The organism is Veronia pacifica (assembly GCF_001707825.1).
In the GTDB taxonomy this organism is placed as follows: domain Bacteria; phylum Pseudomonadota; class Gammaproteobacteria; order Enterobacterales; family Vibrionaceae; genus Veronia; species Veronia pacifica.
Map to the genome: position 1 here is coordinate 26,336 of NZ_LYBM01000028.1, position 13,102 is coordinate 39,437.

Consider the following 13,102-nt stretch of genomic DNA (forward strand, 5'->3'; position numbering starts at 1 on the left):
ATAATCACGAAAAAGAGTTTATCGACGGATTCCATGGAGGAACAAAATGCGAAAAGGACAGCTATTCAACCCACTCATCCTAATGCTTTGTGCCTTAATGACATTGCTCTCTGGCTGTGCAGCAACAAGCACTAAGCAAGTTCCTTTACTGACTCAGGCAGAGGCCACCTTGGACAGCTTTAAAGTCTATCCTGAACTAACGCCTTTCTTTGAGCAGTCATACGGTTATGCCATTTTTCCTTCTGTCGGCAAAGGGGCCTTCTGGGTCGGTGGCGCATATGGCAAGGGCATCGTATACCGCAAACATGTCGCAGTCTCTCAGGCTGAACTCAAACAGATTTCTGTCGGTTTTGCCTTTGGTGGGCAGGCTTTTAGTGAAATTCTATTTTTTGAGAATGCCAGAACGTTTGAAGACTTCCTCTCAGGCACGTTTGCTCTTAACGCACAGGTGTCCGCCGCTGCTCTGACAGAGGGTGCAGCAGCGTCCGCCGGCACTCAAGGTGTCACAACAGGTTCAAGCCGACACGAGTTTAAGGCCCGGTATGTCAATGGCACTGCTGTTTTCACTCAAAACAAGGGTGGTTTGATGATTGAAGCAGCAGTGGCTGGACAGCATTTTGAGATAAGCAAACTCTAGACGCTGGTACATCTAAAGCCGGGTTAAACCGTGGTATGTTGATCATCCGTACAAAAACGCTTTTCAAGAGAGAAGCCAAAAAAATCGTGCGCGCACCACGACAGAATTAAAAATATAGAGCGTGGTGCATACATCTCTCAGACAGGGAAGGCGTGGCGACTGAAAAAACGGTTGCCGCAAACGATGCATGCAGTGAGCACACCAACATGAGTGTGCCTGGTCTGATTGCCACACTCTTCACACTGGAGGATCCCGAGCCCAACAACCTCACCTTCTTCGTAAATGCCGTGATGTTTGATGTCGTCAAAGATCTCAGTCCACTCGAGCTGAGTTTTATCTGTTATTTCAGCAAGTTGCTCCCATAGCGTATCTTTAACCAGTTCAGAAAAAACATCTGGCTGCTCAGCTGAGTCCTGATACTGGTCGCCAAACTCCTGCACATCACGTTTGAAATATGACTGGATTAACGCCAGTTCATCCTGCGTCATTTCGCGGGCGGCGGCGACGTAACGCTCTGTGAGTGCTACCCATCTTTCAAGTTCTTCGGGTGTGTGTTCAAGAGCATCTTTTACCCGCTCAACAAGTACCTGATATTCCGGTTTTTGCTTTGACATCGCGTCCCCCTGCATTCAAGTGTTGTTGCTGCTTCTGCCTTTAGTTATTCTATGTCGATTAGTCTGGAACTATATAAACCTATCTCACAATTTCCCGGATGTCATCGATGCAAGAACAATACCGTCCTCAGGACATTGAGCCCTCAGTTCAGTCTGACTGGGACAACAATAAAACTTTTGAAGTAAAAGAAGACGCCAGTAAAGAAAAATTTTACTGCCTTTCAATGTTCCCGTACCCAAGTGGGCGACTACATATGGGCCACGTACGGAACTATGCAATCGGTGACGTGATCTCTCGCTATCAGCGTTTGCAGGGTAAAAATGTTATGCAGCCAATCGGCTGGGATTCATTTGGTCTGCCTGCGGAAAATGCTGCAGTGAAAAACAAAGCTGCTCCTGCTTCATGGACTTACGAAAATATCGAGTACATGAAAAAACAGCTCAAGATGCTGGGCTTTGGTTATGACTGGAACCGTGAATTTGCAACCTGTACTCCAGAGTACTACCGCTGGGAGCAAGAGTTCTTTACCAAGCTTTATGAAAAAGGTCTGGTCTATAAAAAGACATCTTCTGTTAACTGGTGTCCAAACGATGAAACGGTTCTGGCTAACGAGCAGGTAGAAGATGGCTGCTGCTGGCGCTGCGATACCCCGGTAGAGCAGAAAAAAATCCCACAGTGGTTTGTAAAGATCACCGCCTACGCACAAGAGTTGCTGGATGATATCGACAAGCTGGAAGGCTGGCCAGATATGGTCAAAACCATGCAGCGCAACTGGATTGGCCGCTCAGAAGGCGTGAACTTAAGTTCAATGTGAAAGGTCAGGACGATCTGGAAGTTTACACAACTCGTCCGGACACACTGATGGGCGTAACCTATGTCGGTATTGCCGCTGGCCACCCTCTGGCAGCCATTGCAGCAGAAAATAACCCTGAGCTGGCAGCATTCGTCGACGAATGTAAAAACACCAAGGTTGCTGAAGCAGAACTGGCAACCATGGAAAAGAAAGGCATGGATACTGGCCTTACTGCTATTCACCCGCTAAATGGCCGTGAAGTCCCTGTCTACGTTGCCAACTTCGTTCTGATGGATTACGGCACGGGTGCTGTTATGGCTGTTCCGGGTCATGACCAGCGTGACTACGAGTTTGCGACCAAATATGGTCTGGCTATTGAAGGTGTTATCAAACCTGCTGATGGCTCTGAACTGGATATTTCTGAAGCGGCATACACAGAAAAAGGTGTGCTGTTTAACTCTGCTGAATTTGACGGCTTGAACTTCGAGCAAGCATTCGACGCCATTGCCGCCAAGCTAGAAGCTGAAGGCAAAGGCAAGAAAACCGTCAATTTCCGTCTGCGCGACTGGGGTGTATCCCGTCAGCGTTACTGGGGAGCACCAATCCCTATGGTCACTACTGAAGATGGCGAAGTCCATCCAGTTCCTGCTGATCAGTTGCCTGTTATCCTGCCGGAAGATGTCGTGATGGACGGAGTGACCAGCCCGATCAAAGCCGATAAAACATGGGCGCAAACGACCTTTAACGGTGAACCTGCACTGCGTGAAACTGATACTTTTGACACCTTTATGGAGTCATCGTGGTACTACGCGCGTTTCTGCTCACCGCAGGCAGACGAAATGCTGGATTCAGATGCAGCGAACTACTGGCTACCAGTCGACCAATATGTCGGTGGTATTGAACACGCCTGTATGCACCTGCTTTATGCGCGCTTCTTCCACAAACTGATGCGTGACACAGGCATGGTTTCTAGTGATGAGCCGTTCAAGCGCCTAATGTGTCAGGGCATGGTGCTGTCAGATGCTTACTATTACACCAATGAAAAAGGTGCCAAGATCTGGGTTGCACCAACTGATGTGAACGTCGAGCGTGATGAAAAAGGCCGGATCACCAAAGCGACTGACAAAGAGGGTAATGAGGTTGTTCACTCGGGCATGACCAAGATGTCCAAGTCGAAGAATAACGGTATCGACCCTCAAGAAATGATCGACAAATACGGTGCAGATACTGTGCGTCTGTTCATGATGTTTGCATCGCCAGCAGATATGACGCTGGAGTGGCAGGAGTCTGGCGTAGAAGGTGCCAACCGCTTCCTGAAACGCGTATGGAAGCTGGTCTTCGAGCACACTGCTAAAGGTGAGGTTACCGCTCTGGACGTTGCTTCACTGAGCGCCGACCAGAAAACACTGCGTCGCGAAGTACACAAAACCATTGCCAAAGTCAGCGATGATATTGGTCGTCGTCAGACCTTCAATACCGCTATCGCCGCAGTCATGGAGCTAATGAACCGCCTGAACAAAGCACCTCAGGCATCGGAAAGCGACCGCGCGATTATGGATGAGGCACTCAAGGCAATCACTCTGATGCTTCACCCTATCACTCCTCATATTTGCTTCAAAATGTGGGAAGCGTTGGGTCAGTCAAACATCGACGATGCTGTTTGGCCGCAAGCTGACAAAGATGCCTTGGTTGAAGATGAAAAACTGATCATCGTTCAAGTCAACGGTAAGTTGCGTGCTAAGATCACTGTGGCAGCAGATGCGGCCAAAGAGTCAGTAGAAGAGATGGCGCAGACAGACGAAAACGTAGTCAAATTCACCGAGGGTAAAACTATCCGCAAAGTGATTTACGTACCAGGCAAACTGGTCAATATCGTTGCCAATTAAAGGGAGACTCCGGTGAATTCGATTTTTCGTTCACTTCGGAGCCTGATGGTCGCGGTGGTCGTTCTGACCACCGCGTCTTGCGGATTCCACCTTAAAAACAGCTACAACCTCCCCGAAGAGCTTCAATCACTGTCTGTGACCAGCTTTGACCCCTACGGGCCTCTCACCCGTGAAGTGCGTAACCAACTGGAGCTTCAGGATATCAAACTTGTTCTGCCCGAGAAGGATATCGCCAACCTCAACCTCACTGGCGAGAGCTATGGCGAGAGGACGTTGTCGCTTTACCAGAGCAGTAAAGTAGCAGAGAAAGCCTTCACCTACACCGCCAGATATAATGTGACAGTACCGGGCAAGGGCAGCTATGCCTTCTCAGCCTCATTAAACCGCAGTTATCTTGATAATCCACTGACCGCACTGGCTAAGTCTGTTGAACAAGATATGTTGGCAGCTGAACTGCGCACCGAGGCAACCAAACAAATCATGCGGCAACTCACCCGTATTACCCGCTACATCGAAGACTTTGAACAACAACAGGCGATTAATAAGCAGGTTGAAGAGCTTCAAAGTGACGATGGGACATCGACGCTGAGCATTGAAAATCGATTTGAGGGAAAAAGCGACCAGCAACTCCTACCAGAACTGTTCAAAGGTGACAGTTCGCAATGAGAACTTACCCGGAACAGTTAGCGCAAAAGCTGGCACATAGCCTGACAAACACCTATCTGCTGTTCGGCAATGAACCCCTGTTGAAGCAGGAAGCTCTGCAGCAGGTAATGGACAGCGCCAGAGCACATGGGTTTGATGAAAAACATCGTTTCACTGTCGATGCACAGTTAAGCTGGAATGATGTGTACGATTGCTGTCAGGCGCTCAGCTTATTTTCTGCACGTCAGATTCTCATCCTGACTCTGCCGGATAACCCGCTGACCACCGCGCAGGCAAATGCACTAAAAGTACTTGAGCCCCTGCTCCACAATGACATTTTGTTGATCCTTGAGGGCCCAAGGCTCAACAAAAAGCAAGAATCCGCCAAGTGGTTTACGCTCTTCGCCCAAAACGGCGTATATGTGCCCTGCAACACTCCTGACCAGCGACAACTGCCGCGATTTGTCGAAACACGCTGCCATGCTTTGGGTTTGAAACCCGATCATGAATCGGTACTGATGCTGGCACAGTGGCACGAGGGAAATCTGCTGGCACTGTCTCAGAGCCTGATGAAGCTGCAACTTCTTTTTCCAGATGGTGAGCTGACACTTCCCAGACTGAGAGATACTCTGTCACGACATAATCATTTCAGCCCATTCCAGTTAACTGACGCAATGATTGAAGGAAAACCCAAAAGGGTCGTCAACATTCTGAGGCAACTAGAGGGCGAAGGGGTTGAAATAACCTTGCTACTCAGGGTGATTCAAAAGGAGTTGTTCCAGCTCTGTAAGATGCAGGAATATGGCAGAAATGGCATGTCTCTCGGCAATATTTTTGACCACTTCAAAGTTTGGCAGGCAAGAAGGGCACCTTTAACAGCGGCTCTTCATCGCTTACCTCTGCAGCGTCTTCTGGGTCTTCTGAAACAACTCAGCGAGATTGAGGTGATGGTAAAAACCGATTTTGACAGTCGTCCATGGTCAGCACTGGCGGAGTTTTGTATTACTTTCTCCAGCCCGCAACCTCCGCTGCGCTAACTTAGATAACCGGATACACTGAGCAACTCTGGTTATTTTCAACGTATCGAATGTTATACTTTTGCACTCTGCCGCATTGTACGTGGCAGAGAGTGACTATCATTATTATTTACTATTCCATGAGAGGTAGCTTTTGCTAGCAGAACAACTTCAAGATTTTGTCGCCGATAAAGCCGATGATATGAAGGCCGCAGACATAGTCACACTTGATGTCCGAGAAATGTCCAGCGTCACCGATTATATGGTCCTGTGTACAGGTAACTCTAAACGTCACGTCGCCTCTATTGCCGATCACATCGCTGAAGAAGCACGCGCCGCAAATGTTGGACTGCTTGGCATGGAAGGTCAGCGGGAAGGCGAATGGGTCGTGCTGGATCTGGGCGACGTCATGTTTCATGTAATGCAGGAAGAACAACGCGAGTTGTACCAGTTAGAAAAACTCTGGAATTGAAAAAATGAAAATTCAACTGATTGCAGTTGGCAATAAAATGCCAAAATGGGTTGAAGAAGGATACCGAGAGTACAGCCGCCGTTTTCCAAAGGATATGCCGTTGGAATTAATTGAGATTCCGGCTGGAAAACGGGGTAAAAATGCTGATATTGCCCGTATTCTCCACAAGGAAGGTGAAGCCATGCTTGCCGCTGTCAACCGCGGTAATCGCATTGTGACTTTGGATATCCCGGGCAAACGGTGGGATACGGAACAACTGGCTGGACAACTTGAAAGCTGGAAACTGGATGGTCGTGACGTGTCTATACTCATAGGCGGCCCAGAGGGATTGGCACCGGCTTGCAAAGCAGCCGCTGACCAAAGCTGGTCACTGTCACCGCTCACGCTTCCTCACCCTCTGGTGAGAGTCGTAATGGCAGAAAGTCTTTACCGTGCATGGAGCATTACAGCAAACCACCCATATCACAGGGAATAGTGAATGAAACACAAGCGTAGCCCAATAAGAGACCATAGGTCAGAATCTGCGCTTTTTTTCCGCCGGGCAGTCCTGGCGTTCAGCATGATCATCTTTTTGGTCAGTGTGCTGGTTGTTAACCTATACGCGCTGCAGGTCAGTGACCATCAGGACTACAAGACTCGTTCGAATGACAACCGGATCAAGGTTGTGCCGATCGCACCGAACCGGGGCCTGATTTATGACAGAAATGGTGTATTACTGGCTGAAAATCGGCCAGTCTATTCACTCGAGCTCATTCCGGAGCAAGTGAAAAATATCCCGGAGACCATTGCTGCACTCAGTGAGTTTATATACATCACAGACAGCCATATCCGGAACTTCAAAAAGGAAAAACGACGCTCCCGACGCTTTCAGACCGTCACATTGAAAAGTCAGCTGACTGAACAGGAAGTGGCGGTCTTCTCCGTGAACCAGCACAAGTTCGCAGGCGTCGAGGTCAAAGGTTATCTCAAACGCTATTATCCGTTTGGCGATGCTCTGACACACGTCCTCGGCTATGTGGCCAAAATCAATGACAGAGATCTTGAGCGGCTCGACCGCGAAGAACGCAGTAACAATTACAAAGCCACTCGGGATATTGGCAAGCTTGGCATTGAGCGCTATTACGAGGAGGACCTGCATGGTACTGCCGGATATCAGGAAGTCGAGGTAAACAGCCGGGGTCGCATTATCCGCACCCTGAAATACGTTCCCCCTGAGCCAGGCCGCGATCTGGTGCTCAATCTCGACATAGAGCTTCAGCTATACATCCGCGAGTTACTGGGCGACAACCGGGGCGCAGCCGTGGTGTTAGATCCTAAAACCTCGGGCGTATTGGCAATGGTCTCGACCCCCAGCTACGACCCCAACCTGTTTGTTAATGGTATCTCACCATCGCAGTACAGTGCCCTGCTCAACGACAGAAACCGCCCTCTGTATAACCGGGCAACACTGGGAACGTATCCGCCAGCATCAACAGTCAAACCTTTCATTGCAGTCGCCGCCTTGCAGGAAAATGTTATTACCACTTCGACAATACGTAATGACCCCGGCTACTGGCGCTTGCCCAATTCAAGTACCCGCCCTTTCCGGGACTGGAAAAAAGGCGGGCATGGACGAGTAGATGTCGTTAAATCTGTTGAAGAATCTGTCGATACCTTTTTCTATCAAATCGCTTATGACATGGGTATAGACCGTCTTTCGCGCTGGATGAGTAAATTTGGCTTTGGCGAATACACAGGTATCGATATCCATGAAGAGAGCCGTGCTAACATGCCGACCCGTGAATGGAAAATGTCACGATACCGTAAGCCTTGGTATCAGGGTGACACCATTCCTGTTGGCATCGGTCAGGGCTACTGGACCGCAACCCCAATGCAAATAGCCAAAGCAGCTAGCGTGTTGGTCAATCATGGTGTCGTCAACCCACCCCATGTCGTCAGTGGTTTTATTAACGATGAAGCTAGCTCGCCGTTGAAATCCGACCCTTATCCACCCATTGCCAATGTACCGGATAAATTCTGGCTAACGACACTGGAGGGAATGCGGCGGGTTAATCACGGTAAGAAAGGGACAGCTAGAAACTCGTTCAACCGTGCCAAGTATCAGTCTGCGGGAAAAACGGGAACCGCTCAGGTTTTTGGTCTGGGCGAAAACGAAAAATATAATTCTGATGAACTCGCTGAACACTTGATAGATCACGCCCTATATGTAGGATTTGCTCCCTTTGAGGCACCAGAAGTGATTGTCGCGCTGGTACTTGAAAATGCTGGGGGAGGCTCATCCAATGCAGCGCCAGTCGCGCGTCAGATCTTTGATCATATATTGGTGGATACACCACCCCGTAAAGAGGTTAATTAATGAATACCTTCGCTACAGCCGGTCAAAAAAATCGATTTTTGAACGGCTGCATGTGGATGCTCCACTTTTGCTGGGCATACTTGCCCTGATGGCCTTTGGCCTTGTCGTTATGTTCAGTGCCAGCGGTCAGGATGCTGCCATGATTGAACGGCAAATCATACGTATGATACTGGCACTCGGCATCATGTTTGCTTTGGCACAAGTTCCTCCCAGACATTACGAGTTCTGGGCCCCCTACTTGTATATCATAGGCATCATACTTCTTGTCGCCGTATTGCTATTCGGCTCGACGGCAAAAGGCGCGCAGCGCTGGTTGGATTTGGGTGTACTGACTTTTCAGCCATCGGAGATCATCAAAATTGCGGTACCGCTTCTGGTTGCCCGCTACATAGGTAAAGATCCTCTTCCTCCCAGTATGAAGAGCTTGTTGATCGGCCTAATGCTGGTCTTTGTTCCCACTATTATGATTGCCAAGCAGCCTGATTTGGGGACATCTATCCTTATCGCTGCATCTGGCGTGTTTGTGCTCTTTCTCTCAGGAGTAAGCTGGCGGATCATCCTATCAGCGGCCACGCTGGTTGCGGCTTTCGTCCCTGTTCTGTGGTTCTTTCTGATGCATGAGTACCAGCGAACCCGGGTAAGAACACTCTTCAACCCAGAGTCCGACCCACTGGGTGCGGGCTACCACATCATCCAGTCGAAGATTGCGATAGGTTCAGGTGGAGTCAGCGGCAAAGGCTGGCTACAAGGCACCCAGTCTCAGTTGGAGTTTCTACCAGAGCGGCACACGGATTTTATTTTTGCCGTTATTTCAGAGGAATGGGGCTTAATTGGTGTCTGTTGCCTGTTGGCCATGTACCTGTTCGTGATTGCTCGTGGTCTATTGCTCGCCAGTCGTGCCCAAACGGCATTTGGCCGAATGATGGCGGGTAGTATAGTGCTCAGCTTCTTCGTCTATGTTTTTGTTAATATTGGGATGGTCAGCGGCATTCTGCCCGTTGTCGGTGTCCCCCTACCTTTAATTAGCTACGGCGGTACTTCCATGGTAACCCTGATGGCTGGTTTCGGTATTTTAATGTCTATTCACACCCACAGAAAAATGCTATCTAAGGCTTCTTGATGAGAAATAAAATAATTATTGCTGCACTGATCCTGAGTGGTTGTTCGTCAGGCAGTCGCTACGATATGTCGCAAGATAAAACACCTGAAGCCAGACCATCCCTTGCACACATTGAAGATGCTCAGCCTCGCTACGAGTCATACAGTCGGGCTGGAAATCGCGACTATACCCTTAATGGGCAACACTACAAAATTGCTGAAACAAAAAACGGTTTTACCGAACAGGGACTGGCCTCGTGGTACGGTGAGAAATTTCATGGTCACCTGACTTCTAACGGCGAAATCTACGATATGTTCTCAATGTCTGCCGCACACAAAACTTTGCCTCTGCCGAGTTATGTCGAGGTTGAAAATACCGCAAATGGTAAAAAGGCTATCGTCAGAGTCAACGACCGAGGCCCATTCCATCAGGGAAGAATCATTGATCTCAGCTATGCGGCAGCATCAAAACTTGGGGTGCTAAAAACGGGCACCGCTCCCGTGAAGATCACACTAATTCGCGCCGACAAACCAAAAGATGAACTGGAGTGGCAAACTGCGGTCAAAGAACAGTACTTCGTTCAGCTACTTGCACTAAGCGATAAGAAAAGAGCGGAAGCAGCTGCACAACGTTACGGTAAAGCGCTCAGTGAACCTTACAATGTTAAGCAGCGAAACGATAAGATATTCTTGGTCAGGCTTGGGCCTTACACATCAATTGATAAAGCCAGAATGGCCAGTGCCAATGCAGTAAAACAGCAGCTCAACGGTGCATTTATCGTCACCGAACAGCTAAGTCCGGGTTCATTACAAAAATTGAATAAGAATCAACAGTAACTTGTTAGGCCAATGCCTGCCACTGACTATTTTATTTGTTATAGTGATGGCAATTTTGGACGCTTGTTACACCTACTAAGTACAGTTATCTATGAAAAAATCTTCCCGTTTACTAAAAACGCTTGCATTGTCATCTGTCATGCTAGGCAGTACCTCTGTTTTTGCCGCACCAAGTGTCGTACCGGATGCACCACAAATTGCAGCAAAAGGGTATGTGCTTATCGATTATCATTCCGGCAAGGTACTTGCCGGAAATAACGAAAACGAAAAACTAAACCCTGCCAGCCTGACCAAAATGATGACCAGCTACGTGATAGGTCAGGAAGTTGCAAGAGGTAACATCAGCCTTGATGATGATGTAGTGATCAGTGAGAACGCGTGGGCAAAGAACTTTCCGGGAAGTTCTAAGATGTTTATCGAGGTGGGTACCACGGTGAAGGTCGCTGACCTTAACCGCGGTATCATTATTCAGTCTGGTAACGATGCCTGTGTCGCGATGGCAGAACATGTCGCGGGTTCTCAGGATTCTTTTGTCGACCTTATGAATGGTTGGGCAAAAAGCCTTGGCATGAAGAATACGCATTACACCAACGTCCACGGACTCGATCAGGAAGGTCTGTATTCGACGCCGTATGATCTGGCCCTGCTTGGACAGGCTCTGATTCGTGATGTGCCTGAGGAATACGCCATCTATAAGCAAAAGTCATTTACCTACAATGATATTGTCCAATACAACCGTAACGGTCTGCTTTGGGACAAGAGCATGAACGTTGATGGTATAAAGACTGGCCATACTGACAAAGCTGGATATAACCTTGTCAGCTCGGCGACTGAGGGCAAAATGCGCCTGATCGCTGTTGTAATGGGGACCAAAAGTGCCAACGCACGTAAAGCCGAAAGCAAAAAGCTACTCAATTATGGTTTCCGCTTCTTTGAGACCGTTTCTCCGCACAAAGCGAATGAAACCTTTGTGACTGAAAGAGTGTGGATGGGCGATACCGATCAGGTTGCGTTGGGTGTTTCTGAAGATACCTTCGTGACGCTACCGCGCGGCAAAGTACAGGATCTCAAAGCCAGTTTTGTTCTAGAGAAAAACCTTGAGGCGCCAATCAGCAAAGGGGATGTTGTCGGTAAGCTCTTTTATCAGGTAGATGATAAAGATATTGCTGAGTACCCGCTTGTTGCACTGAACGATGTGAAAGAAGGTGGCCTCTTCAGCCGTCTAATTGACTACATTATTCTGCTATTCAAGAGCTTGTTCTAGAACCGAACGCTCCCTCTTAATTTGAAAAAGCCACCTTTAGTACGGTGGCTTTTTTTCATCCCGACTATCGAAATGACTGGTAACACTTTTCCCCCGCATAACAATGCGATCTGTACGTCACTCGGCACGATTGACCCAGCCATAAGAAATTTCCTTTGATATAGTGATAGCGATTCTCACTTCTAGCACATATTAAAGAATGCCAATATCTATGAAATTATCTGCTCGTATTTTCACTACTCTGGCAATGTCGTTTGTGTTTTCAGCCAGTGCACAGGCCGCTCCCAGTGTTGTTCCCGATCCGCCTCAAATAGCAGCCAAAGGATATATCCTGATGGACTACTACTCAGGCAAGGTACTGGCTGCTAATAATGAATATGAGAAACTGAAACCCGCCAGTCTGACCAAAATGATGACCAGCTATGTGATTGGTCAGGAGGTTGCACGGGGCAATATCAGTCTTGATGACGACGTAGTGATCAGCGAGAACGCATGGGCGAGAAACTTCCCCGGCAGTTCCAAAATGTATATTGAAGTGGGTAAAACGGTAAAAGTCGCTGACCTTAACCGTGGAATTATTATTCAGTCTGGTAACGATGCGTGTGTTGCAATGGCCGAGCACGTTGCGGGCTCCGAAGATTCATTTGTTGGTCTGATGAACAGTTGGGCTGAGACACTTGGCATGCGGGACAGCCACTTTACCAACTCCCATGGTTTGGACAGCGAGGGGATTTACTCCACCCCTTATGACTTAGCCCTGTTAAGTCAGGCACTTATTCGTGACGTCCCAGAAGAATACGCAATTTATAAAGAAAAAGCGTTTACCTTTAATGAGATTCCTCAATACAACCGCAATGGCCTGTTATGGGACAAAAGCCTGAATGTCGATGGCATTAAGACGGGGCATACCAGCGAGGCCGGATATAACCTGGCCACATCTGCTACTGAAGGAAAGATGCGCCTTATTTCAGTCGTGATGGGAGCAAAAAGTGCCAATGCGCGTAAGGCCGAAAGTAAAAAACTGCTTAATTACGGCTTCAGATTCTTTGATACTCTCTCTCCCCATAAAGCCAACGAGACATTTGTCAGTGAGCGGGTATGGATGGGTGACAAAGACACCATTGCACTGGGTGTGAAAGAAGATACATATGTAACCCTTCATCGAGGAAAAGCTCGCGCCCTTGAAGCCAACTTTGAACTTGATAGAAATCTAGAAGCTCCAATTAGGCAGGGCGATATCGTAGGAACACTCTTCTACCGCGTTGATGGCGAAGATATTGCAGACTTCCCATTGATAGCCATGGAGAATATTGATGAGGGTGGTTTATTTAGCCGACTGACTGACTACACCATTTTACTGGCGAAAAACCTGTTCTAATAGGCGCTTAGAAGTAAAAATCACATAAGTGTAAAGCTCAGCCCAGCTCCTCGTACCCATCCTCTTACGGCGCACGTATTACGCGATACGGCGCCCAGTCTTGTT

General features: G+C 48.3%; 11 protein-coding genes and 1 pseudogene. 11 read left to right on the top strand and 1 reads right to left on the bottom strand.

Features of this window, described 5'->3' with window-relative positions; genetic code table 11:
• The first annotated feature begins 46 nt into the window (after positions 1–46).
• Positions 47–637 (top strand): lipid-binding SYLF domain-containing protein, encoded by a 591-nt coding sequence (locus A8L45_RS14765; protein WP_068903594.1) that lies wholly within the window; start codon positions 47–49, stop codon positions 635–637.
• Positions 638–774: 137 nt separating this feature from the next.
• On the opposite strand, the gene A8L45_RS14770 is transcribed toward A8L45_RS14765, so the two are convergent.
• On the bottom strand, positions 775–1,251 hold the full coding sequence (locus A8L45_RS14770; RefSeq protein WP_068903596.1) for a zinc ribbon-containing protein: 477 nt from the start codon (positions 1,249–1,251) through the stop codon (positions 775–777).
• Positions 1,252–1,358: 107 nt separating this feature from the next.
• On the opposite strand from A8L45_RS14770, the pseudogene leuS reads away from it, so the two are divergent.
• The 10 genes and pseudogenes from leuS to A8L45_RS14820 all read left to right on the top strand — a co-directional run bounded on the left by leuS (position 1,359) and on the right by A8L45_RS14820 (position 12,997).
• Positions 1,359–3,931: pseudogene (gene leuS, locus A8L45_RS14775) on the top strand (leucine--tRNA ligase).
• A gap of 12 nt (positions 3,932–3,943) precedes the next feature.
• Complete coding sequence (locus tag A8L45_RS14780; RefSeq protein ID WP_068903598.1) at positions 3,944–4,597, top strand: LPS-assembly lipoprotein LptE; 654 nt, start codon at positions 3,944–3,946, stop codon at positions 4,595–4,597.
• Entirely contained in the window at positions 4,594–5,613 is a 1,020-nt protein-coding gene (holA, locus tag A8L45_RS14785; protein ID WP_068903600.1) for a DNA polymerase III subunit delta, read from the top strand. The genes A8L45_RS14780 and holA overlap by 4 nt, the downstream gene beginning before the upstream one ends.
• 133 nt (positions 5,614–5,746) lie before the next feature.
• Positions 5,747–6,064: a ribosome silencing factor gene (gene rsfS, locus A8L45_RS14790; protein WP_068903603.1), complete on the top strand. Its 318-nt coding sequence runs from the start codon at positions 5,747–5,749 to the stop codon at positions 6,062–6,064.
• Positions 6,065–6,068: 4 nt separating this feature from the next.
• The gene (rlmH, locus tag A8L45_RS14795) at positions 6,069–6,539 is read left to right on the top strand and encodes a 23S rRNA (pseudouridine(1915)-N(3))-methyltransferase RlmH (RefSeq protein WP_068903605.1); all 471 of its coding nucleotides are present in this window, start codon (positions 6,069–6,071) and stop codon (positions 6,537–6,539) included.
• 3 nt (positions 6,540–6,542) lie between these two features.
• Complete coding sequence (mrdA, locus tag A8L45_RS14800) at positions 6,543–8,420, top strand: penicillin-binding protein 2 (RefSeq protein WP_068903607.1); 1,878 nt, start codon at positions 6,543–6,545, stop codon at positions 8,418–8,420.
• Positions 8,416–9,540, top strand: a complete 1,125-nt coding sequence (gene mrdB / locus A8L45_RS14805) for a peptidoglycan glycosyltransferase MrdB (protein ID WP_068903664.1) — start codon at positions 8,416–8,418, stop codon at positions 9,538–9,540. The genes mrdA and mrdB overlap by 5 nt, the downstream gene beginning before the upstream one ends.
• Entirely contained in the window at positions 9,540–10,355 is an 816-nt protein-coding gene (locus tag A8L45_RS14810) for a septal ring lytic transglycosylase RlpA family protein (protein WP_068903609.1), read from the top strand. The genes mrdB and A8L45_RS14810 overlap by 1 nt, the downstream gene beginning before the upstream one ends.
• 91 nt (positions 10,356–10,446) lie before the next feature.
• Positions 10,447–11,619, top strand: a complete 1,173-nt coding sequence (locus tag A8L45_RS14815; protein WP_068903611.1) for a serine hydrolase — start codon at positions 10,447–10,449, stop codon at positions 11,617–11,619.
• A 211-nt stretch (positions 11,620–11,830) separates the two neighbouring features.
• Complete coding sequence (locus A8L45_RS14820; RefSeq protein WP_068903612.1) at positions 11,831–12,997, top strand: serine hydrolase; 1,167 nt, start codon at positions 11,831–11,833, stop codon at positions 12,995–12,997.
• Positions 12,998–13,102: the final 105 nt, after the last annotated feature.